At 65.5% G+C, this 21,850-nt stretch carries 17 protein-coding genes, 1 tRNA gene and 2 pseudogenes; 5 read left to right on the forward strand and 15 right to left on the reverse strand.

Annotated features, from left to right (window positions below; all coding sequences use genetic code 11):
• Nucleotides 1-12: 12 nt before the first annotated feature.
• Both CKY51_RS09510 and CKY51_RS09515 read right to left on the reverse strand, forming a co-directional pair.
• Nucleotides 13-576 (reverse strand): DODA-type extradiol aromatic ring-opening family dioxygenase, encoded by a 564-nt coding sequence (locus CKY51_RS09510; RefSeq protein WP_152249148.1) that lies wholly within the window; start codon nucleotides 574-576, stop codon nucleotides 13-15.
• A 20-nt stretch (nucleotides 577-596) separates the two neighbouring features.
• Nucleotides 597-1,046: a DoxX family protein gene (locus CKY51_RS09515; protein WP_152249149.1), complete on the reverse strand. Its 450-nt coding sequence runs from the start codon at nucleotides 1,044-1,046 to the stop codon at nucleotides 597-599.
• Nucleotides 1,047-1,130: 84 nt separating this feature from the next.
• On the opposite strand from CKY51_RS09515, the gene CKY51_RS09520 reads away from it, so the two are divergent.
• The 3 genes and pseudogenes from CKY51_RS09520 to CKY51_RS09530 all read left to right on the forward strand — a co-directional run.
• The gene (locus CKY51_RS09520) at nucleotides 1,131-2,042 is read left to right on the forward strand and encodes a LysR family transcriptional regulator (protein WP_152249150.1); all 912 of its coding nucleotides are present in this window, start codon (nucleotides 1,131-1,133) and stop codon (nucleotides 2,040-2,042) included.
• 16 nt (nucleotides 2,043-2,058) lie between these two features.
• Entirely contained in the window at nucleotides 2,059-3,435 is a 1,377-nt protein-coding gene (locus CKY51_RS09525) for a polymorphic toxin-type HINT domain-containing protein (protein ID WP_022972644.1), read from the forward strand.
• A 9-nt stretch (nucleotides 3,436-3,444) separates the two neighbouring features.
• Nucleotides 3,445-3,890 (forward strand): annotated as a pseudogene (locus CKY51_RS09530) (transposase); the annotation flags it as partial.
• Between the two features lie 302 nt (nucleotides 3,891-4,192).
• Here the strand turns inward: CKY51_RS09530 and CKY51_RS09535 are convergent.
• The 6 genes from CKY51_RS09535 to kdsB form a co-directional block, all read right to left on the reverse strand.
• Nucleotides 4,193-4,268, reverse strand: a tRNA-Gly gene (locus tag CKY51_RS09535).
• Between the two features lie 36 nt (nucleotides 4,269-4,304).
• On the reverse strand, nucleotides 4,305-4,937 hold the full coding sequence (gene pgsA, locus CKY51_RS09540) for a CDP-diacylglycerol--glycerol-3-phosphate 3-phosphatidyltransferase (RefSeq protein WP_152249151.1): 633 nt from the start codon (nucleotides 4,935-4,937) through the stop codon (nucleotides 4,305-4,307).
• Nucleotides 4,937-6,796 (reverse strand): excinuclease ABC subunit UvrC, encoded by a 1,860-nt coding sequence (gene uvrC / locus CKY51_RS09545; protein ID WP_022974206.1) that lies wholly within the window; start codon nucleotides 6,794-6,796, stop codon nucleotides 4,937-4,939. The genes pgsA and uvrC overlap by 1 nt, the downstream gene beginning before the upstream one ends.
• Complete coding sequence (locus CKY51_RS09550; protein WP_022974207.1) at nucleotides 6,793-8,211, reverse strand: hypothetical protein; 1,419 nt, start codon at nucleotides 8,209-8,211, stop codon at nucleotides 6,793-6,795. The genes uvrC and CKY51_RS09550 overlap by 4 nt, the downstream gene beginning before the upstream one ends.
• Before the next feature lie 23 nt (nucleotides 8,212-8,234).
• A complete protein-coding gene (locus CKY51_RS09555; protein WP_022974208.1) occupies nucleotides 8,235-8,696 on the reverse strand; it encodes a low molecular weight protein-tyrosine-phosphatase in 462 nt (153 codons plus the stop codon).
• A complete protein-coding gene (gene kdsB / locus CKY51_RS09560; protein ID WP_022974209.1) occupies nucleotides 8,693-9,472 on the reverse strand; it encodes a 3-deoxy-manno-octulosonate cytidylyltransferase in 780 nt (259 codons plus the stop codon). The genes CKY51_RS09555 and kdsB overlap by 4 nt, the downstream gene beginning before the upstream one ends.
• Nucleotides 9,473-9,655: 183 nt before the next feature.
• On the opposite strand from kdsB, the gene CKY51_RS09565 reads away from it, so the two are divergent.
• Complete coding sequence (locus tag CKY51_RS09565; protein ID WP_022974210.1) at nucleotides 9,656-11,719, forward strand: TonB-dependent siderophore receptor; 2,064 nt, start codon at nucleotides 9,656-9,658, stop codon at nucleotides 11,717-11,719.
• Nucleotides 11,720-11,800: 81 nt separating this feature from the next.
• Here CKY51_RS09565 and lpxK read toward each other — a convergent pair whose 3' ends face one another.
• The 5 genes and pseudogenes from lpxK to CKY51_RS09590 form a co-directional block, all read right to left on the reverse strand.
• Nucleotides 11,801-12,832 carry a tetraacyldisaccharide 4'-kinase gene (lpxK, locus tag CKY51_RS09570; protein ID WP_022974211.1) on the reverse strand — a complete coding sequence of 344 codons (1,032 nt, stop codon included), beginning with the start codon at nucleotides 12,830-12,832 and terminating at the stop codon, nucleotides 11,801-11,803.
• Nucleotides 12,829-14,598 (reverse strand): lipid A export permease/ATP-binding protein MsbA, encoded by a 1,770-nt coding sequence (gene msbA / locus CKY51_RS09575; RefSeq protein ID WP_031340759.1) that lies wholly within the window; start codon nucleotides 14,596-14,598, stop codon nucleotides 12,829-12,831. The genes lpxK and msbA overlap by 4 nt, the downstream gene beginning before the upstream one ends.
• A complete protein-coding gene (locus tag CKY51_RS09580) occupies nucleotides 14,595-15,032 on the reverse strand; it encodes an ExbD/TolR family protein (RefSeq protein WP_022974213.1) in 438 nt (145 codons plus the stop codon). The genes msbA and CKY51_RS09580 overlap by 4 nt, the downstream gene beginning before the upstream one ends.
• Nucleotides 15,033-15,036: 4 nt before the next feature.
• Nucleotides 15,037-15,699 carry a MotA/TolQ/ExbB proton channel family protein gene (locus tag CKY51_RS09585; protein ID WP_022974214.1) on the reverse strand — a complete coding sequence of 221 codons (663 nt, stop codon included), beginning with the start codon at nucleotides 15,697-15,699 and terminating at the stop codon, nucleotides 15,037-15,039.
• Nucleotides 15,593-18,133: pseudogene (locus CKY51_RS09590) on the reverse strand (DNA internalization-related competence protein ComEC/Rec2); the annotation flags it as partial. The pseudogene CKY51_RS09590 and the gene CKY51_RS09585, both read right to left, overlap by 107 nt.
• A gap of 250 nt (nucleotides 18,134-18,383) precedes the next feature.
• On the opposite strand from CKY51_RS09590, the gene CKY51_RS09595 reads away from it, so the two are divergent.
• Nucleotides 18,384-19,448 (forward strand): SDR family oxidoreductase, encoded by a 1,065-nt coding sequence (locus tag CKY51_RS09595; RefSeq protein ID WP_022974216.1) that lies wholly within the window; start codon nucleotides 18,384-18,386, stop codon nucleotides 19,446-19,448.
• A gap of 422 nt (nucleotides 19,449-19,870) precedes the next feature.
• Here the strand turns inward: CKY51_RS09595 and lolD are convergent, their stop codons facing one another.
• Nucleotides 19,871-20,602 carry a lipoprotein-releasing ABC transporter ATP-binding protein LolD gene (lolD, locus tag CKY51_RS09600; protein WP_031340762.1) on the reverse strand — a complete coding sequence of 244 codons (732 nt, stop codon included), beginning with the start codon at nucleotides 20,600-20,602 and terminating at the stop codon, nucleotides 19,871-19,873.
• Nucleotides 20,595-21,836, reverse strand: coding sequence for a lipoprotein-releasing ABC transporter permease subunit (locus CKY51_RS09605; RefSeq protein ID WP_031340763.1), 1,242 nt, complete (start codon nucleotides 21,834-21,836; stop codon nucleotides 20,595-20,597). The genes lolD and CKY51_RS09605 overlap by 8 nt, the downstream gene beginning before the upstream one ends.
• Nucleotides 21,837-21,850: the final 14 nt, after the last annotated feature.

The raw sequence follows: 21,850 nt of genomic DNA on the forward strand, positions 1-21,850 counted from the left end.
GATCGGGGGAGCTTACGGACCCATCGGCCCTCCCTGCCCATGCCAGACATTGCCTGAGCCGAGCAGCAGGATATTGCGGTCTCGGAGCGGAGCCAGGGCCTCGCCCATTCGTAGGTGCACAGCCGCGTCGAGGTCGCTCCTGATGGAGAGCATCACCACCGGGATGCTCGCCTCCGGGTCGATGATGAGCATCGGAACGAAGACGCCATGGTCGTAGCCGCGCTGGCTGTCTACCGCGTGCTCGATACCTGCATGCCGAAGCAGCTCCGAAATCTTCGCTGCCAGCGGTGGAGAGCCAAGCGCGGGATAGCTCAACTCATACGTGTGCTTCGGAAAACCACCATAGTCGAAAAGCATCGGCGGCGCGGCCGCGGCACTCACCGTGGGGACTCGTGCGTCCCAGTGTGCGCTCACCAGAACAATGGCCTCGGGCCGGGCTGGCAGCGAATCCACGATGCCGGCGAAGTAACCCCGCAAACCTTCAAAAGTGCCGGGACCATAGGGCGGGGGGAAGTCCATCCAGAAACATGGCCCCCCGGCATGGGAGAGAAAGATGGCAGGCTGGCGCGTGCTCATATCGATTCCAACAGCTCCGTTCAGATGCGCCGCAATGGCGCGCTGGAGGACGCTTGAAACGGTGCGATGGGCGCCTTTTTCCATCGACCCCACAGGATGAAGATGGCCAGACTAATCAGCACGAAATTCAGCGGAAGCACTTGGAACTCTCCACGCGAGGCATGAAAACCGATGGCCAAGACCTGGAGGATCGTTGCGCAGAAGGCCGCCACTGGCGTCATTCGTGGAAGCACGCGCGTCAGCGCAGGAAGAAGGACCCCGATTCCGCCGGCAAGGTCGATCAGGCCAATGAACCGAACGAAGGTCTCAGATACCTGGCCGGTCCATGGCATCTGTGCAGCCAGCTCGGGGATGGGTGTGAAGAACTTCATCAAGCCTGACATGATGAAGACAGCTGCCAGCAAGAATTGCGCAATCCAGAGAAATACGCGGATCGGTTTGCCGGCGGTCGGCTTAAGTTGGGAAGACATGAACGCTCCTGGTGTGTGTGGACGGAGCTGATTCTTGGCAAAATGAAAGCGATTGAAAACCAGATGAAATAGAACAACTCAATCATGAAATCAGATGGACCAACCGCTTTCACGCTCGACCAGTTCGCAGTCTTCGTGGCGGTCGTCGAGCACAATGGCTTCGCTGCAGCGGCCCGCCACATGAACCGGGCCCAGTCGGCCATCACCTACGCCATCAAGGGGCTGGAGGACGAGAGTGATGTGTTGCTGTTCGACCGCTCGACCTACAGACCCACGCTGACTGAAGCCGGCCGCTCCCTGCTGCCAAGAGCACGCCGGCTGCTGATGGACTTGCAGGACTTCAACCGGCAGGCGAAGAGCTTTAACGCCGGCGTGGAGGCCGCCCTGACCGTGGTCTCCGATGTGTTTGCTCCGACCGGAGTGCTCGCTTACGCACTCGCACGCTTGCACACACAGTTCCCCACGATCAGCGTCAAACTCATTGTCGAAACGCCTCTTGCGGCAACAGAGCTATTGAAATCTGGCCAGGCCCAACTCGGTGCGATTTCGGTGCATCTCCCTGTCGGGACCGAGCTGAACACCACGCACTGGACAGACCATGAGCTGGTGGCGGTGTGTGCGCCCAGCCATCCACTTGCCTCCACAGCCGCACCCATCGCACCGGCGGACCTGCACGGTCACAGCCAGCTGGTATGGACACCGTCAACCGCTGCGGCAGACAGCCCCGATGCCGGCGTGCACGCGCTGGATAAGTGGTATGTCACCGACCTCAAGACCAAAAGGGAGCTTCTCGTGGCTGGCGCAGGCTGGGGAAGCCTGCCCGACCATCTTGCCGCCGATGACCTGGCAGCCGGGCGGCTCGTTGAGCTACAGGTGGAGAGTTGGGAGGGAAGCGACAGAATGCCTCGCTATTCCACCGTGATTGCCTGGCGACGCGATGTTCCGCTCGGCCCGGCGGCTTCCGCGTTACTGGAATCGTTGCGAAACCAGCGCTGACGTCGATGATGGAGAGGTGACCAGCTTCGCCATCGGCGCGAGCGTCAACAAGGTGTGGGCCGGCGTCGCAGGCGGCGCGGTGGCGGGCGCCACCTTCGACACGATCCTGCAGCTGGGCCTGCAGCAGATCTACGACATGACCAACGGCCGCAGCGGCCAGCATTTCAGCATCACCGAGGTGCTGATGTCGACCGTGTTCGGCGGTACGCTGGGCGGCCTGCCCGCGAAGATCTTCCAGGGCATCGGCAAATTGGTGGGCATCGGCAGCGACCCGGTGCAGGGCAAGATCGGCCAAGCCGATCCGCGCGCGCCGGTGGACGAAACCGTCGACCTGACCCACCCCCTGCCCGGCGGCAGCAAGGTGACGGTAGTGGATGCCGGCATTCCGGTGGCCGAGGACGGCGCGGTGGTGACCCTGGGCGGCAAGGTGGTGTTTACCGCGCCGCTGCGCAATTCGATGACGATCGCCGAGGCAAGCTCCTGGTACCTTGGCAAGGTGCAGATTCTCGACCAGACCCAACCGCTGTCGGTGCAGGTGACGCAGGCCTGGCAGCTGCGCCAGGCGCTGCGCAACGCGGCCGCCTCGGCCATGCACGACCAGAACCTGGCGGCGGAATTCCTGGAAACCTACAAGATGCCGTCGCTACAGCAGATCCGCGCCAAGTACGCCGGTGACTTCTCCGGCGATCCGCTGCAGCAGAAGATGCTCAGCGACGTGATCACCCCGGACGACTATCGCTATCCCTCGCAGGCCGGCGGCTGCTTCATCGCCGGCACGCTGGTATGGACCGACCGCGGCCTGGTGCCGATCGAGCAGCTGAAGATCGGCGACAGCGTGCTGTCGCAGCCGGAGGAAACCGGCGAGCAGGCATACCGCAAGGTGGTGCGGACGTTCTCGTACGAGGACAAGGAAATCCTGTGCGTGCGCTACGGCATCGTCGGCGACGAAACCTCCTACGCGTACTACAACCATTACGCGACCGACAACCACCCGTTCTGGGTGAAGGGCGTCGGCTGGACCCGCGCCGACCTGCTCGAACCGGGCCACGAACTGGAACTGCAGGACGGTCGCCAGGCCTTTGTGCTAGGGGTGGTGCCGGTCTACAAGACCGATCGCCCGAACGCGGGCTGGGAGCCGGAGTACTCGCACAGCGTCGACGGCTTCGAGGCCGACTATAGCCAGGGCTGGGAATGGATCGCCGACGGCGTGGGAGAGCCTGCCGCACGGCGCTCGGACGATGCGTTCCTGTCCGTCAAGGTCTACAACATCGAGGTGGAGGGCTTCCACACCTACTACGTCGGCAAAGCCGGCGTGTGGGTGCACAACGCCGACTGCGCCAACAGGGTTCACCCCTGTTTTCACGGACACTTACAAGGTCGATCCAGGCCATGAGGAGTGTTCATGTCAAAGCGTAGGAAATTCAGTGCCGAGTTCAAGCATGGTGCGGTTGAGTAGGCATGCCAGCCCGGCGTTAGCTGTGCCCAGGTGGCCCGGGAGCTGGGAATTCGCGACACACTGCTGACCCGCTGGAAGCGCGAGGCGCAGCGCCCGGGTGCGGCCGCATTCGGCGACAGTGGCACGCCTCGGGACGAGGAACCGACTCGCCTCAAGCGCGAGCTGGCGCGGGTGAACAAGGAACGGGATTCGTTGCGAGAAGCGGCGGGTGCTTTGCAAAGGAAGCATCCTGAGGTATCAGGTGATCGAACGTTGCCGCGATGAGTTCCCGATTCGGCTGATGTGCCGCTGCCTGAAGGTATCGGCTAGCGGCATTACCAGTGGAGCAAACGTCTTGCAGTGCACGGCAGCTCGACAAGGAGCGCTTGGTGGTACGCACGACACTTATGCACCTGTTGAGCATGAAAGGGCATAGGCCATGTGCGTCGTTGAGGGTGTAGTCCTTGCCTGTCGCACGGCAGTATCGGTCAAAGCCATCGCACTCTCCTTCAGGATGAGGAGAGGTGTACCTGCGTCAGTGGAGGCAGCACCGCCGAAAAGGACAACCCAGCGCCCAATTTCCGGTACTGATTCATGTACTGAAAATGCTTGACTGGGGATGGATTTCAGCAGACTTGGCTGGATGCTCCACACGCACAAGCTGCTGTGGGATCGAGACGCGATAGACCTCAGTGGACGTCCATCGCATAAGAACTGGAGCGGGAAACGAGACTCGAACTCGCGACCTCAACCTTGGCAAGGTTGCGCTCTACCAACTGAGCTATTCCCGCTTGGGAGCCGGAATTCTACAGTGAACCACACTGCTGTCAACCGTTACCTTCGACTTTCTTGGCCTTGCTGCCGATGGCTGCTTTTTCGTCGGCACGCAGACTCGGCCAGGCGGCGTGCAAGTACTGGAATCCAGACCACAGCGTCAGCAAGGCGGCGATGGCCAAGGTCCAATACCCCACCTGGAAGACCAGGCGACCGAGCCAGATACCGTGCGTCGGCATCTGCCCTGGGGTAACCGAGTACAGCAGACACAGCAAGGCAACCATCTGTGCGGTGGTCTTGATCTTGCCGACCATCGCCACGCGCACCTTGGCGCGCTGGCCGATCTCAGCCATCCATTCGCGCAGCGCCGAGACGGCAATCTCGCGCCCAACGATCACCGCGGCCCAGAACGCCATCCACGGCGTGGGATGGCCTTGCACGATCAGGAACAACGCCACCGCCACCATCAGCTTGTCGGCGACCGGGTCGAGGAAGGCACCGAATGCGGAATACTGGTGATAACGCCGTGCCACCCAGCCATCCAGCCAATCGGTGATGGCTGCCAGCGCGAACACGCCGGCCGAGGCCAGGTTGGTCCATGTGTACGGCAGGTAGAACACCACGACCAGCACCGGGATCATCACGATCCTCAACAGTGTCAGCCACGTGGGGATGGTCAACTTCATTACGGACTCGACTCGCCTGCCGCATCGGGGAGCGCCAGCCCATGCAGGTTAGCGTAGATTCGCGCGGCAAGTGCGGCATTGACGCCTTCCACGCGCGCGATCTCGGCTTCTCCCGCGGCCTTGAGCCCGACCAGCCCACCAAAGTGCTTCAGCAGACTGGCACGCCGCCGCGGGCCGATACCCGGAATATCCTCGAGCTTGCTGGTCATGCGCGCCTTTTGGCGGCGACCGCGATGGCCAGTGATCGCAAAACGATGCGCTTCGTCACGCACTTGCTGGATGAACTGCAGTGCCGGCGACGCCGCGCCGGGGCGCAACTCGCGGCCGTCGGCCAGGATCAGGGCCTCGTGCCCTGCCCTGCGCTCTTCGCCCTTGGCCACGCCGACCAGCAGCACGTTCTCCACTCCGAGATCGGCCAAAGCGGCCTGCGCCTGCGCCAGCTGGCCGGCACCACCGTCGATCAACAGGACGTCCGGCAACACGCCATTCTCTTCCACCGCGCGGCGGAAGCGCCGCTCGATCGCCTGGCGCATGGCGGCGTAGTCATCGCCCGGCGTGATGCCAGCGATATTGAAGCGGCGGTATTGACCACGCACCGGACCGCTGGCATCGAACACCACGCACGACGCTACCGTGGCCTCGCCCAGGGTGTGACTGATGTCGAAGCACTCCACCCGTTTGACCGGCTCGGCCAGGCCGAGCATTTCCCGCAGCGCTTCGCTGCGCGCGTGTTGTGCGCTCTGGCTGGTGAGTTCGGTCGTCAGGGTCAGCTGCGCATTGCGACTGGCCAGCAAGACATAGCCGGCCCGCTCGCCGCGCACGTTCCACTTCAGCGTGACCTTGTGCTCGGCGGCGAGACTGAGCGCGGACTCGATGACATTGGCCTCGGGGATGGCGCGGTCGAGCAGGATCTCGCGCGGAGGCGCATGTTCGGCGTAATACTGCGAGACGAACGCGGCCAGGATTTCCTCGGCACTGTCTTCGCCATTGGTCCGTGGAAAGAACGGACGCGTGCCGAGATTGCGTCCGTCGCGAAAGCTCAGCAGCAGCACGCAGGCCTGACTGGACTGGGTGGCACAGGCCAGCACGTCCAGGTCGGCGGCACGGCCATCCACGTACTGGCGGTTCTGCATGCTGCGCAGCGACGACAACAGGTCGCGCAGCCGCGCCGCGCGCTCGAATTCCAGCGCCTCGCTGGCCTGCTGCATGGCCTGCATGATTTCTTCGCCGAGCTGGTCGCTCTTGCCTTCCAGGAACATGGTCGCCCGACGCACCGCCTGCGCGTAGTCGTCGGCGGCCACCAGGTCCACGCACGGCGCGCTGCAGCGGCCGATCTGGTATTGCAGGCACGGCCGCGACCGGTTGCGGAATACGCTGTCCTCGCAACTGCGCAGCTTGAACAGCTTGTGCATCAGGTTGAGCGTCTCGCGCACGGCGGTGACGCCGGCGTACGGCCCGAAATAGCGTCCATTGATCGCACGTGGACCGCGATGCAGGGCGATACGCGGCCAATCCTCGCGCGTCAGCAGCACATAGGGATAGCTCTTGTCGTCGCGCAACGACACGTTGTAGCGCGGCGACAGCGATTTGATCAGCTGGTTTTCCAGCAGCAAGGCCTCGGCCTCGCTGCGGGTCACGGTGACGTCCATGCGCGCGACCTGCGACAGCATCGAGGTCAGCCGCGCGTTTTTCGGCGTGCCGTTGAAGTAACTGCCCACCCGCTTGCGCAAGGCGCCCGCCTTGCCGACATACAACAGGCTGTCGTCGCCCGCATACATGCGGTAGACGCCAGGCGCGGTACTCAGCTGTGCGGCAAAGGCTTTTCCATCGAAGTCGGCGTTTAGCCTTGTTACGTTCATTCGTCTATCAACACATCACTCAGTTCGCCGCTGGCCAGGTCGTAGCGCAGCACGGCATGGGCGTCGGTCTCGGCGATCCATACCGCACCCGCCGCAACCGCCAATCCGGCCGGGCCATGCAGGCGCCGCGGCAAGGCCACGGTCGTCAACTCGCCACCACCCAACCGTAAGCAGCGCAAGCGGCCATTACCGGTATCGGCGATCCACAGCAGCGGGGAATCGGCCGCCAAGGCGATCGCCTGCGGGAATTGCAGCTGCGCGGTGCCACGCGGCCCGTCCTGTTCGCCGAACTGCCATGGGCTCTGGCCGCCCACCAGGGTCTGCACCAGGTCGCCGCGCAATTGCATGGTGCGGATCGCCGACCCCAGTCCGTCGCAGATATAAGCCACCTGCTGGACCGCGGCCAATCCGGCAGGTTGGGCGAACGCTGCGAGATGGCCGCTGCCATCGCGAATTTCAAGAGCGCCGGTGCCGGCGCGCGCGCTCAGCGCGGCACGGCCGAGGTCGTAGCTCCAGATCCGGTTATCGCCGGCCATGGCGATCAGCAACTGATTGTCGGCCACCGCCAGACCGTGCGGGTAATGCAGTGGCGATGCGCTCGCCGTGGCCAGCGGCCCTTCCACCGGCTCGCCAGCGCGGCCGGTCCCGCACAAGGTATCCACCTGCCCGCTACGCAAGTTGATTCGGCGCAACGCATGATTGCCGGTGTCGGCCACGTAGAGTTGGTCGCGCTCCAGTGCCAGGCCTTGCGGCCGGCGAAATGCCGCTTCGCCCTGCCCGCCATCGATCAGGTCGGCGGTGCCATGGCCGAACTGCCGCAGGATCCGCCCGCCATGCGTGCATTCGAGGACGCGATGATGGCCGCTGTCGGCCACATACAGGCGGTCCTCACTGGCGGCCAGGCCGGCAGGAAAGCGCAACGGTAGCCGCGGTTCGGGCTCGCGCTCGGCGACACCTTCCAGATCGGCATCCGAAGGCGAGGATTGTCCGTCGCAGAGCGCGACCAGCGCCTTGTCCAGATCACCGGTGACGCCCACCAGGCGCTGCCGCTCGCGGCCGTGCGCATCCAGCAGCACCAATGTGGGCCAGGAGTCGACACCGAAGCGCCGCCAGGTCTCCCACTCCTTGTCGAGCAGGATCGGTGCACTGACCCCGTGTGCGCGCAGTTGCTTGAGCGAACGACGCGGATCGCGTTCGCTGTCGAAGCGCGGCACCTGCACGACCACGACCTGCAGGCGGCCGGGACTGCGTGCCTGCCAATGCGCCAGCTCGGCCAGGCGCTCGGCGCACCACACCGAACTGGCATTGACGAAGGCCAGCACCAGGGCACGGCCGCGATGCTCCTGCAAGGTGGAGGGCCTGGCATTGAGCCAGGTGGGGAATTCCGGCAGTTCCTGGGTGAGCTGGGCTGTCATGCAGTGATTATGCCCAAGCCCGATCAGCCGCGGGTGAGTCTCTCCACGGTCAGTTGCGCCGCCTGGTCGACCAGCCGCCAGGCCTGCTCGAATTCATCCTTGCCACCGGTATAGGGATCGGGAATGTCACGGCGGGTATCGATGCCGGCCCATGGCAGCCACAAGGCCAGCTTGTGCTGCAACGGCGACGGGGCGAGCCGTTGCAGGTCGCGCAGATTGCTCTGATCGGCGCACAGCAGCCAATCGAAGTGCTCCAGATCCTCCTGCTGCACCTGGCGCGCACGCAACTGCGAGATATCCACCCCGTGGCCGCGCGCGCAGCGCACCGCACGCGCGTCGGGCGGCTCGCCGGCGTGCCAATCGCCGGTACCGGCCGAATCGACCTCGATATGGCGCAGGCCGGCATCCTTCAGGCGTGCACGCAAGGCGCCCTCGCCCATCGGCGAGCGGCAGATGTTGCCCAGACAGACGATCAGCAGCCTCATGCTGCTGCCAACCTTGCCTGCGCCCGCTGCAGATCGTCAGGGGTATCGATCCCTGGAGGAAACTGCTCAGGCGTGACTGCCACCGCGATGCGATGACCGGCCTCCATCACGCGCAGCTGTTCCAGCGATTCGATGCGTTCGAGCATACCCGGCGACATCGCGGCGACGCGCTGCAGAAAGGCTGCGCGATAGGCGTAGATGCCGATGTGCCGTAGCCAGGGGCCGTCGGCGGGCAACACCTCGCGCTGCTGGGCGAATGCATCCCGATCCCACGGGATCGGTGCGCGACTGAAATACAGCGCGTCCCCACCGGCGGTGCGCACCACCTTCACCACATTCGGGTCGAACAGGTCATGGGCGGTCTCCAGCGGCGCGGCCAACGTCGCCATGTCGGCGCCGGCGCGATCGAGCAGACTGGCCACCGCACGGATGCCGGCCGCGGGCGCAAAGGGTTCATCGCCCTGCAGATTGACCACGCAGGTCTCCGCCGCCCAACCGGCGATGCGAGCGCATTCGGCCAGACGGTCGGTGCCGGACACGTGGTCGGCACGCGTCATCGCTACATGCACGTCGCTCAGCCCCTGCAACGCCTCGGCAATCCGCGCATCATCGGTCGCGACCCAGACCTCGCCCGCCCCCGCCTGCAACGCACGGTCGGCCACGTGCCGAATCATCGGCCGATCGCCCAACAGCCGCAGCGGTTTGCCAGGCAGACGAGAGGAGGCATAGCGCGCCGGAATCGCCACCACGAACGGGCCGACGGCCGATGGGGCCATGGTCGGCAAGGATGCGGAAGAGCCTGTTTGCACTTTGCGCTCACTTTGTTGAGAATAATTCACATTCGCCCAGCCAGCCGGACGTGTCCGGTCAGCCATCGCGCCCACCTCATTGTAGCGATGCTCATGACTTCGACCTTCCGCTCCACGCGTCGTCCGACGCTGCGTCCCCTTGTTCTGCCCATGTTGGCCGCGCTGGCCGCGCCTGTTCTTGCCCACGCCGAGGAGGGAGCCGATGCACGCACCTTGGATGCGGTGAAGGTCCAGGCCGAGCGTGCGGACGGTTACACGCTGCGCAAGTCCGACAGCGCTACCCGGCTGGCGCTGTCGCCCCTGGAAACGCCGCAGTCGATCAGCACCGTCTCGCGCCAGCAGATGGACGACTTCGCGCTCAATAACGCCAACGACGTCCTGGGACTGGCCGCCGGCGTCAATGTCGAACGGGTGGAAACCGACCGTACCTACTACACCGCGCGCGGCTTCGACATCCTCAACTTCCAGGTCGATGGTCTGGGCTTGCCGTTCACCAACGGCCTCGGCGAAGGCGACGTGGACACCGCCATCTACCAGCGCATCGACGTATTGCGGGGCGCCAACGGGTTGCTGTCTTCCACCGGCAATCCATCGGCGACCGTCAACTTCGTCCGCAAACGGCCGACCGACGCCTTCACTGGCGCACTCACGCTCAGCGGCGGCTCCTGGTCCAACCGACGTGCGGACGTGGATGTGTCGGGCCCCTTGAATGCGGCCGGCACGGTGCGCGGCCGCGTGGTCGGCGCCTGGCAGGATGGCGACAGCTACCTGGATCGCTATTCGTTGCAGAAAAAGGTGGGCTACGGCGTATTGGAGGCCGATCTCAGCGACAGCATGCTGCTGACCATCGGCGCCAGTTACCAGGACAACACACCGCGCGGCGGCATGTGGGGCGCGCTACCGCTGTACTACAGCGACGGCAGCCCGACCCACTACGCGCGCTCGACGAGTACCTCGGCCGACTGGAGTGGCTGGAACAGTACCGACAAACGCGCCTTCCTGGAGGTGCAGCAGGCGCTGGGCGGCGACTGGAGCCTGCGCGCATCGCTGAACTATCGCCGCTTCAACACCGACGGCGACTTGTTCTACGTCTACGGCCAACCGGACCGGCAGACCGGCCTGGGATCGCTGGCCTACCCGTCCTTCTACAGCAGCGTCGAGCGGCAGAAGTACGCAGATCTGTATGTGTCGGGCAGTTTCGCGCTGGGCGGCCAGCGCCATGAGTTGGTGGCCGGGGTGAATTGGGCGTCGATCGATGCCGACCAGTTGTCGCTGTACGGCCGTGGCATCGGCACCGCGCTGCCGCGGCTGGAAGATTGGACTGGCGACTATCCGCAGCCGGCGTTCGATGCCGGCCGCGATGGCGCCAGCTTCGACATCCTGCGCCGCACCGCCTATCTCACGGCACGCTGGCACCTGGGCGACGCACTGACGCTGATCACCGGCCTCAATCACACCCAGAGCGAAAGCAGCGGCGCCAATTATGGGCTGCAACACCGCTACGACGATAGCAAGACCTTGCCATTCGTCGGTGCCGTTTACGCATTCGCGCCGGACTACGCGCTGTACGCCAGCTACGCGGAAATCTTCAATCCGCAGACCGAACTGGATCGCACGTTGCGCGTCCTCGCCCCGATCACCGGCAACAACGCCGAACTGGGCATCAAGGGCCAATGGCTGGGCGGGCGGGTCAACGCCGGGCTCGCGTTGTTCCGCGCCAAGCAGGACAACACCGCCGAGAGCGACGGCACCATCGGTGTGCTGCAGGTCTACCGCGGGATCGATGCCACCTCGACCGGCTACGAGGCGGAGGTCTCCGGTCAACTGAGCGATGCCTGGCAGCTGAGTGCCAGCTACACCCAGCTCAGCCTGCAGGACGATCGCGGCGCCAACGTGCGGACGTACGTGCCGCGGCGCATCGCACGACTCGCGACCACCTATCGCATCCCCGGCTGGGAACAGCTGCGCGTCGGTGCCAACGTGCGCTGGCAGGAGGCCGTCTCGCGTGTACAGGACGCCGGACCAGGCATCATCCGCCAGCCTAGCTACGCGCTGCTTGGCCTGATGGCTGCCTACGACGTCAGCCCGCAGTTCACTGCCAGCCTCAACCTCAACAACGTCACCGACCGCCGCTACATCAACAGTCTGTATTGGGATCAGGGCTACTACGGCGCCGGACGCAACTGGTGGCTGGCATTGAACTACCGGTTCTGAGCGGACGGCGACGAGGACGCGCGACAGATCGACCGCAGGCTGCGCGACAGCGGCCTGCTCCGACCGCCATCTGATCTCGATTCAGCCGGGACCGCGCTTGCCCAGCTTCTCCAACCGATCCAGCAACGCCACCCAGAATGCGGCCGGCAGCTCGGCCTTGAGCGGCACGCTATAGAGCCACTCGTCGGCGAACGGGCGGCACTTGACCGCGTCCTTCTCGGTCATCAGCACCGGCAGGCGACTGCCGAAACTGAAATCGCTGGCGCGGTAGACGTGGTGATCAGGAAACGCATGCGGCACCACACCGATGCCTTGCGCGCGCAGCATGGCGAAAAAGCGCTCCGGATTGGCAATGCCGGCCACCGCGTGCACACGCTGGCCCGTCAGCATGCGTAGCGGCTGCGCGCGCTTGCCATCCATCGGCTGCACGCTGTCGATGCTCAGACGCATGTGCCATTCACCGAAACCGGCATCGGTATCGGCAGCGGCGGTCTCGCTGTCCTGTCCCAGATTGACCACGCGGAAGTCGCACTCCTGCGCACGCGCGGCCGGTTCGCGCAGTGGCCCGGCCGGTAGCAGGCGACCATTGCCATAGCGACGTCGGCCATCGACGACCTCGATCTCGACATCGCGCGCCAGCCGATAGTGTTGCAGCCCGTCGTCGCAGACCACGATGTCGCATCCCGCCGCGACCAGCGCGCGTGCTGCGGCCAGGCGGTCGGCATCCACGCGCACGCGCACGCCAGTCTTCCAGGCGATCAAGGCCGGCTCGTCGCCGGTCAGCGCGACCGGCGTGTCGGCCTCCACCCAGCGCGCCTGATCGGCCTGCTCGCGCCCATAGCCGCGACTGGCGACGCCTGGCGTCCAGCCGGCCTGCTGCAGGCGCGCGACCAAGGCAATGGTCAACGGGGTCTTGCCGGTCCCGCCAGCGGTGACATTGCCGACCACCACGACCGGCACGGGCACTTCGTGGCGCTTGAACCAGCCGCGGCGATACAAGCCACGGCGCAGCGCGATCGCTGCGCCGTAGACCGGCGCCAGCAGGCGCGCCGGCAGCGGCACCGCGGTATTGCCATACCAGTAGCCCGGCGTGCGGGCGCCGCGCCTGCTCATGCCTGACGTTCGCGGAACTGCATGCCGTGCAGGTGCGAGTAGAGCCCGCCCAGCGCCAACAGCTCGTCGTGGGTGCCGCGCTCGACGATCCGCCCCTGGTCCATCACCAGCACCTGGTCGGCATGCTCGATGGTCGACAGCCGATGGGCAATCACCAAAGTGGTGCGGTCCGGCATCAGGTTGTGCAGGGCGTCCTGCACCAGACGCTCGGACTCGTTGTCCAGTGCCGCGGTGGCCTCGTCGAGAATCAGGATCGGTGCATCCTTCAGCATGGCCCTGGCGATCGCCAGCCGCTGACGCTGGCCACCGGAAAGTCGCCCGCCCTTGGTCCCGACCTCGGCCTGCAATCCTTCCGGCAATTGCGCCACGAACTCCATCGCGTTGGCGCCGTGAATGGCGCGCTCGAGTTGTTCGCGGCTGGATTGGCGCATTTCGCCATAGGCGACGTTGTCGGCGATGCTGCCATCGAACAACATCACCTGCTGCCCGACCAATGCGATCTGGCGGCGCAGATCCGCCAGCGAGTAAGCCTGCAGCGGATGGCCGTCGAGCAGGATCTGACCGGCTTCCGGCTCGTAGAAGCGCGGAATCAACTTGATCAAGCTGGACTTGCCGCTCCCGGAGCGACCGACGATGGCCGTGACCGTTCCCGGCTGGGCGACAAAGCTGACCTCGGCCAATGCCGGCGTGGACTGACCCGGATAGCGCGCGGTGACCGCGCGAAATTCGATTTGACCACGGGCGCGTTGCAGGGCAACCGTCCCCTGGTCGGGCTCATCCGGACTGTCCAGCACCGAGAACAGGCGCTCGGCCGAGGCCAGTCCACGTTGCACCATGTTCTGCACATTGGTGAGCTGTTTCAAGCCGGGAATGATCGTCAGCATCGAGGTCATCAACACCACGAAGTCGCCGGCCGTCAGCCGCCCGGCCAACGCCTGCGCGCCAGCGACGAACAGCAGCGCCGACAAGCCGATCGCACCGATCATCTGCACGGTGGCGGTGGAAATGCCGCGGGTGGATTCGACCTTCATCGCCAGCTGCAGATTGCGGTCGGCCAGCGCCGAATAACGTTCCATCTCGCTCTGCTGGGCGCCGTAGATCTTGACCTCCTGGTGGCTGGACAGGGTCTGGTCGGCCGCCTGCAACAGATGCGCCCCGCTCTCCTGGATCTTGTGGCTGATGCGCCGGTAGCGCCGCGCAACCTTGTCCATGACCCAGGCCAGCACCGGTGCCAGCACCAGGATGGTCAGCGTCACCTGCCAGCTATGCCACAGCATCAGCGCCAACGCGCCGATGACTTGCAACGACTGTTGGATCATCACCTTGACCGCATCCACCGCCGCTTGGGCGACCTGGTCGGAATCCGAGCCCAGGCGTATCAGCATCGACGGCACCGGCTCGGTATCGAAGCGCGAGCCCGGCAGGCGCAGATACTTGGACATCACCTTGACGCGCATATCGCGGGCAACGCTGCGCGCCGACTTGCCCATCGCCATGTCGGTGATGTAACCGGCCACGCCACGCACCAGGAACAGCAGGATGATCTGCACCGGCAGCCAGCGGCTGATCTCGGCGTTCTTGTAGATGAAGGTTTCGTCGGTGATCGGCTTCATCAGCGCCAGGAAGCCGGTGGTGCCAGCGGCTTCCACCAGCGCGGCGATCAACGCGGCAAACAACAACAGCCGATACGGCTTGGCGAACGCCAACAAGCGACGATAGGTGTGCCAGGACGATCCTGGCACCTGGGACTGGGGCGATTGACTCACTGACGGGTTCCGTTCTTGCCGGCTTCAGGCGCGGTGGCGATGGCGATGCGGCGGAAGCCAAGCTGGCCCAGCGCGTCCTGGGCGGTGACCACCGCCTGATACGGCGTGCGCGCATCGGCCCGCATCAGCACGGTCTGCTCGCGATCGTCGCCGGCCACCTGCGCGATGGTTTGCTTGAGCGACTCCACATCGGTGCGCAGCACTTCCTGATCGTTGATGAAGTAGCGTCCGTCGGCGTTCACCAACACGCTCAGCGAACGCGGCGGTGTGCCGGTGTGCTGGTCGCTGGCGGTCGGCAGCTGCAGCTGCAGCGTGGAACGGGCGTCGAAGGTCGTGGTCACCACGAAGAAGATGATGAGGACGAGGATGACGTCGATCAATGGCACCAGATCGATGTGCGGTTCGTCCTGGCCCCGGTCGCTGCCGATGCGCATCCGTTCAACCCTTCGCCATCGCCGGCGCGGCGCTGGGGGGGGCGGCTACCGCTGCCGGTACCGGGCCGCGGCCGTCCAGGGTGTCCAGCAACAACGTGGCCTCCTGCTCCATCTCGATCACGTATCCGGCGATGCGCCCCTTGAAGAAGCGATGCGCCATCAGCGCGGGCACGGCGATGATCATGCCGGTGGCGGTGCACACCAGGGCCTTGCCGATGCCGCCGGCCAGTTGGTTCACATCGCCCACGCCATGGTCGAGGATGCCCAGGAACATCTGGATCATGCCGACCACCGTACCCAGCAAGCCCAACAGCGGGCCGGCCGACGCGATGGTGCCCAAGGCATTGAGGAAGCGCTCCATCCGGTGCACCAGATGGCGGCCGGTGTCTTCGATGCGCTCGCGGATCAATTCGCGCGGGCGTTCACGCACCTCCAGCGCCGCCGCCAGCAAGGCGCCCAACGGCGAATTGCGCCGCAGCGACTCGATATGGCTGGGATCGAGCTTGCCACGCGCGGCCCAGTTGCGGACCTCCTCGCCCAGCCCGGGCGGGGCCACCTCGTTGCGACGCAGGGCCCACAAACGCTCCAGCACGATCGCCAGGGCGATGACGCCCAACAGCAGCAACGGCGCCATGGGCCAACCGCCTGCCTTGACCAGCTCCAACACGATGTGAGTCCTCCGGCAACAGGGCCGCCTATTCGCTGGGCGATAGGATAGCAGCCGACCGCCGCCGTTCCGCAGCATCCCACAGCCGCGCCTGCCAGCGTCGCCGTTCGCGGACCTGGAGACCGTCGCGTCCCAGCCAGATCCGGATCGCGCCGACATCTGCCGTGTTCAGTACCTCGGCGCCGGCGTGCTGCCATCGCCGCACGACGTCGGCGCGTGGATGCCCGAAACGGTTGCCATCCCCCGCCGATACCACCGCCAGCCGAGCGCCGGCGGCCTGAACGAAGCGAGGATAGGAGCCATCCGCACTGCCATGATGGGGCACGAGCACCACATCGGCGCGCAGGTCTGCCGGCGCAGCCCCCAACAAGCGCCGCTCGACGATCTCTCCGATATCGCCCGGTAGCAACACGCTGCCATGACGGGTCTCCACCCGCAGCACGCAACTGGACTGATTCCGCAAGTAAGGAAAATCTGCGATCGGATGCAGAAAGCGAAAGCGCACCTCGTCCCACTCCCACTGCGTACCGGCATGACAGCGCTGACTGACATCCAGCGGCGCCATCGGGGGTGCGAACGTCGCTTGCGACGGCAAGGCTGCGCGGACCGATGCATAACCTCCCGCATGGTCGGCATCGGCGTGGCTCAGCACGATCGCATCGAGCCGACGAACACCCAGTGCCCGCAGCGCCGGCACGACCACGCGTTCGCCGGCATCAAAGCCATCGCGTACGGCCGGGCCGGTATCCACCAGGATGGCATGGCGCTGGGTCCGTACCAGGACCGCCAGCCCCTGCCCGACGTCGAGCACCTGGACGTCGGCCTCGCCCATCGCCGGCAGGGCCCGATCCGGCCACAACAGCGGCAGCCACAGCAGCAACGCCAAGGGCCTGCACGGCGTCCCGCGCGGCATCAGCAGCCAAAATGCCCCGAACAACGCCGCCAGCAGCGCCGGCCCATCGGCCTCAGGCACCCACCACAACGCGGCAGGCGACTGCGCCAGCCAGACGAACCCCGGCCAGGACAGTTCGAAACACCAGCCGGCCAGTTGCCAGGCCCACACCCCGGTGCCCGGCAGGATCGCCTCAAGACCGGTTCCCAATAGCGCCAGTGGGACCACGACCAAGGTCCACCACGGAATAGCCAGCAAATTGGCCAGTGGCCCCACCAGCGACGCCTGGCCGAACAGACTGACCGTCAACGGCAACAAGCCAATCGTGGCGACCGCCTGCGCTGACAGAAAGCCCCGCAGCATGGACGTATCGTCTGCGGGCAGGCACCAGACCAGCCAGGCCACGCCGGCGAAACTCAACCAGAATCCAGCGACCAGTACGCTCAACGGATCCCAGATCAGCACCGCCAACAATGCCAGCGCAAGAATGTGCACGGTGCTGGCACGCCGCCGTGCGATACGGGCCAACGCGACCACGGCAATCATCAACACGGTGCGTACCGTCGGCAACGCGAGTCCGGCGACCACGGCATAGCCCGAGGCGGCCAGCATCGCGGTGAGTGCCGACGCATGCAGCCTGGGCAGCCACGTGCCCAGGCGCGGCAGGCAGCGCCAGACACAGGCGACCAGCATTGCAAAAAAAGCGGCGACCAGGCCGACGTGGAACCCAGAGATCGCGATCAGGTGACTGAGCCCGGTGGCGCGCAGGGTGTTCCACGACGCGTCGTCCAGACCACGCGTATCGCCCAGGGCCAGCGCCCGAAGATAGGGCGAGGCCGGTCCGGTCACCTGCTCGGCAATCCGTTGCGACATGCGCTCGCGCCAGGCATCGATCCCGTGTGGTGGACGCGACGCCCGTGCGCTCGTGGGGACGCGGACATAGCCACTGGCGACGGTACCGATCGCCAATGCCTGGCGCTCGGCGTCAAACCCGCCGGGGTTGCGCAGCCCCCGCGGCGCGCGCAGCTTGAGCCGGAACTGCCAATGTGCCCCGGCCCGCAGAGCACTCCGCGGGCCGATCTGCTGCGCGTCGAAGTCGTCGTACCAGGACACCTGCAACAGGCGGCCGCGTAAGGCGGGTGGTTGATCCACGGTATCGTCGATACGCAGTTGGAACCGCGTGCGCCGCGGCTCGGCCTGCGGCAGACCGATGACCTGGCCACGCACGACGAACTCCCTGCCCTCCGCAGCGGGCTGCAGCTGCGCGCGCAAGGTCTGGCGTGCTTGCCAACCGGCATGCGCGATCCCTGCCAGACACGCGATCACTATCAGTGCAACACGCGATCGACGCCAACAGACGGCAGCAATCGCGCCGATCAGCGCCAGCGCGGCACACCCCAACAGAACTGCCACGGGTGGCAGCCGCGGCAACCACAGCACGCCGACCACACCGACCAGCATGGCGGCGGCGACGGCAGCGGCCGGCACGTGTTGCACCGTGCCGTCGTGTGCCACTGCCGTCGCCGTTGCCGTGCGCTCCATCGCGTCCCCGCTGCTTCCCTGCCACACGGATCACGCTACCGGGAGCCCAGGCACCGCGACAGCAGGCGAGTGCGCAGTAGTGGGTAGGACTTTGTCGCGCCAAGCGCAGGGCAATGCCAGCACTCGTCACTGCGCTCGACCATCACCTCCGAAGCCGCCCACCAGCGCTCTACACAGCAATGCCCCATCATCGCCTCAGATTCATCCCCACACGGCTAGGCTGATGCGCTGGTTCTTCAGGAGTCCTCCGATGCGCAAAGGCGTCGCTCTTATCGTCGGAATTACCGGCATTTCCGGTTACAACCTCGCCAACGTCCTGCTGGCCGACGGCTGGACCGTCTACGGACTAGCACGTCGGCCGCAGCCGCATGCCGGCGTGCTGCCGGTGGCAGTCGATCTGCTCGACGCCGCCGCCAGCGAACAGGCCCTGCGTGGCCTGCCCATCACGCATGTGTTCTTCTGCGCCTGGACGCGGCGCGACAGCGAACGCGAAAACATCCAGGCCAATGGTGCGATGCTGCAGCACCTGTGCGACGCGCTGCGCGACGCGCCGCTGCAGCACATGGCGCTGGTCACGGGGACCAAGCACTATCTGGGCGCGTTCGAGAACTACGGCAGCGGCAAGGCAGAAACGCCCTTTCGTGAAAGCGAGCCGCGACAGCCGGGAGAGAACTTCTACTACACCCTGGAAGATCTGCTGTTCGCCCATGCCGAGCGCCACGGCTTCGGCTGGAGCGTGCATCGCGCACATACGATGATCGGCAGCGCCAATGGCAGCAACGCGATGAACATGGGCACCACCCTGGCGGTGTACGCCAGCCTGTGCAAACACACCGGACAGCCATTTGTGTTCCCGGGCTCGCAGGCACAATGGAACAGCCTGACCGACGTCACCGATGCCGGCCTGCTCGGCCGCCATCTTGCCTGGGCCGGCAGCAATCCTGCCGCGCGCAATCAGGCCTTCAATACCGTCAACGGCGACGTCTTCCGCTGGCGCTGGATGTGGCGCGAGATCGCCGACTTCTTCGGTTTGGAAGCTGCGCCGCTCCCGGCAACGCGCGCGCCGTTGGAGGAACGGCTGGCGGACACCGCACCGGCGCTGTGGAAGGAACTGGCCGAACAGCATGGACTGGTGGAACACGATGTCGATCGCCTGGCCTCCTGGTGGCATACCGACGCAGATCTCGGGCGCGAGATCGAATGCGTCAACGACATGACCAAGAGCCGTGCGTTGGGCTTTCTCGACTTCTACGACAGCCGTGCCAGCTTCCTGGAGTTGTTTACCCGCTTGCGCGCGCAACGCCTGATTCCCTGACGCAATCGTGACAGGTGGCCGCCGGTGTCCGCTGGACAGCGACGGCCACCTCCACGAGGCGGCTGTCGCCAGCCGGCATGTGCAGTCCTCTGCGATGCATCGACGGCGAGAGCGCGCACCTGATCAACGGCGCTACGCGAGCGCATCGAGCCCCTTGCCCGGCGCCACCAAACGCAGGTGCGGGCGCACCGGCAACATCTCTTCGATAGTTGCCCTACCCCGCCGCCTGCAACGCATGCCGACCTGCAGGCTGGGCGCAGACACCCGCCCTCTGGGCGCCTGCAGTGCCGGCCCCCGCATGTACACGCGCGATCCAGGCACGACGCCGTTCGCCTGCCGAAGAGCAACGCCTGTGCAATGCCAGCGCGCCGAGACCGCTGCATACGCAGCAGCGTGGGCCGCCGACCCCACCACGCCGACGATCAGACCGCCGACGGCGCCAGTTCGCGCAGCTTGCCCTGGTGAAGCTCCAGCACGCGATCCAGACGACGCGCCAGACTGCGGTCGTGAGTGACCAGTACCAGGCTGGTGCGCTGGGCCCGGTTGAGTTCCAGCATCAACTCGAACACGGTCCCGGCAGTCTTGTCGTCGAGATTGCCGGTGGGCTCGTCGCCCAGCACACAACCTGGACGATTCACCAGGGCACGCGCCACTGCACAGCGCTGACGTTCGCCACCGGACAATTCACCTGGCTTGTGTTCGATGCGGTGACCCAACCCCACCGATTCCAGCAATTGCAGGGCGCGCCCGCGTGCCGCTGCCACTTCGTCGCCGGCCAGCAGCACCGGCATCATCACGTTTTCCAACGCGGTGAATTCCGGTAGCAGATGATGGAACTGGTAGACGAAACCCAGGGCCTGATTGCGCAGGCGGCCACGTTCGCTATCCGACAACGCGGACATGCGCCGACCGGCGACATAGACCTCGCCGGCAGTCGGCACATCCAGGCCACCGAGCAGATGCAGCAAGGTACTCTTGCCGGCACCGGAAGCGCCGACGATCGCCACGGTCTCACCGGTGGCCACCGACAGGTCCAGACCGTCGAAGACCGGCGTGCGCATCTTGCCTTCGGCGTAGGTTTTGCCCAGGCGTTCGGCCAGGATCACCGGCTTAGTGTTGTCCTGCGGGGTCAGATTCGGGTCGGGCTTACTCATAGCGCAGCGCCTCCGCAGGTTGGGTGCGCGAGGCGCGCCAGGCCGGATACAGCGTGGCCAAGAAGCTCATCACCAGGGCGACCACGGTGATCACCACCACGTCCTGGGGTTGCATGTCGGTAGGCAGGCCGGTGATGTAGTAGACGTCCTCTGGCAGCAGCTTGACGTTGAACACCGCTTCGATCACGCCGAGGATGCGCTCCAGGTTCAGAGTCAGCACGATGCCGCCGACCACGCCCATCAACGTGCCCATGAAACCAATCAACGAGCCCTGCACCATGAACACCTGCATCACGCCGGCCGGCGACAGCCCCAAGGTGCGCAAGATGGCGATGTCGGCCTGCTTGTCGGTGACCAGCATCACCTGCGAGGACACCAGGTTGAAAGCGCCCATCGCCACGATCAGCGACAGCAGGATGCCCATCACCGTCTTTTCCATCTTCAAGGAGTGGTAGAGGTTGGCGTTTTCCTGCGTCCAGTCGCTGACGCGATACGGTCCGTGCAATTTCAGCGCCAAGTCGCGCGCGACCGTCCAGGCCTGATCCATGTCGTGCAGGCGCAGGCGCACGCCGGTCACGCCATCCATGCGCAGGACCCGCGCCAGATCGTCCATGTTGACGACGGCCAGCCCGCGGTCGATCTCGTTATAGCCGGCCTCGAACACACCGCTGACGGTGAAGCGCTTGAGCCTCGGCATCGCGCCCAGCGGCGTGGCCTGGGTGTCGCTGAGCAGCACCACGATACTGTCGCCGACATCCACGCCCAGCCAGAGCGCCAGTTCCTGGCCGATGACGATGTTGTACGAGCCGGGCGTGAGGCTGTCGACCGAGCCGCGCTTCATCTTCTTGGCCAGCACCGACACCTTGGCTTCCTCGGCAGGAATCACCCCGCGCACGATGGCCGGCTGCTTGCGCGGACCCTGCAGCAGGGATTCGGTTTCGATGTAGGGCGCCGCGCCGGCCACACGCGGATCGGCCATAGCGACCTCGACCGCATGCCGCCAATCGTGCATCGGCGCGCCCTCGGCGCTGACGGTGGCATGGGCAGCCATCTGCAGCAGACGGTCGCGGATTTCCTTCTGAAAGCCGCTCATGACCGCCAAGGTGGTGATCAGCACGGTCACACCCAGCGCGATGCCGAGGATGGAGGCCATCGAAATGAAGGAGATAAAGCCATTGCGCCGCTTGGCCCGCAGATAGCGCAGGCCAATGGCGACCGGGATAGGTTTGAACATGCGGTTCAACCGGA

This window comes from Xanthomonas maliensis (assembly GCF_009192945.1).
In the GTDB taxonomy this organism is placed as follows: domain Bacteria; phylum Pseudomonadota; class Gammaproteobacteria; order Xanthomonadales; family Xanthomonadaceae; genus Xanthomonas; species Xanthomonas maliensis.

What these genes read in the sequence shown, in the direction of transcription:
- CKY51_RS09565 (WP_022974210.1), top strand. Translation starts at nt 9,656, where the DNA reads ATGTTGGCCGCGCTGGCCGCGCCTGTTCTTGCCCACGCCGAGGAGGGA.
- pgsA (WP_152249151.1), bottom strand. Translation starts at nt 4,937, where the DNA reads ATGAAGTTGACCATCCCCACGTGGCTGACACTGTTGAGGATCGTGATG.
- CKY51_RS09555 (WP_022974208.1), bottom strand. Translation starts at nt 8,696, where the DNA reads ATGAGGCTGCTGATCGTCTGTCTGGGCAACATCTGCCGCTCGCCGATG.
- lolD (WP_031340762.1), bottom strand. Translation starts at nt 20,602, where the DNA reads ATGAGTAAGCCCGACCCGAATCTGACCCCGCAGGACAACACTAAGCCG.
- CKY51_RS09520 (WP_152249150.1), top strand. Translation starts at nt 1,131, where the DNA reads ATGAAATCAGATGGACCAACCGCTTTCACGCTCGACCAGTTCGCAGTC.
- CKY51_RS09510 (WP_152249148.1), bottom strand. Translation starts at nt 576, where the DNA reads ATGAGCACGCGCCAGCCTGCCATCTTTCTCTCCCATGCCGGGGGGCCA.
- CKY51_RS09515 (WP_152249149.1), bottom strand. Translation starts at nt 1,046, where the DNA reads ATGTCTTCCCAACTTAAGCCGACCGCCGGCAAACCGATCCGCGTATTT.
- CKY51_RS09550 (WP_022974207.1), bottom strand. Translation starts at nt 8,211, where the DNA reads ATGACAGCCCAGCTCACCCAGGAACTGCCGGAATTCCCCACCTGGCTC.
- CKY51_RS09580 (WP_022974213.1), bottom strand. Translation starts at nt 15,032, where the DNA reads ATGCGCATCGGCAGCGACCGGGGCCAGGACGAACCGCACATCGATCTG.
- kdsB (WP_022974209.1), bottom strand. Translation starts at nt 9,472, where the DNA reads ATGGCCCCATCGGCCGTCGGCCCGTTCGTGGTGGCGATTCCGGCGCGC.
- CKY51_RS09595 (WP_022974216.1), top strand. Translation starts at nt 18,384, where the DNA reads ATGCGCAAAGGCGTCGCTCTTATCGTCGGAATTACCGGCATTTCCGGT.
- lpxK (WP_022974211.1), bottom strand. Translation starts at nt 12,832, where the DNA reads ATGAGCAGGCGCGGCGCCCGCACGCCGGGCTACTGGTATGGCAATACC.
- uvrC (WP_022974206.1), bottom strand. Translation starts at nt 6,796, where the DNA reads ATGAACGTAACAAGGCTAAACGCCGACTTCGATGGAAAAGCCTTTGCC.
- CKY51_RS09605 (WP_031340763.1), bottom strand. Translation starts at nt 21,836, where the DNA reads ATGTTCAAACCTATCCCGGTCGCCATTGGCCTGCGCTATCTGCGGGCC.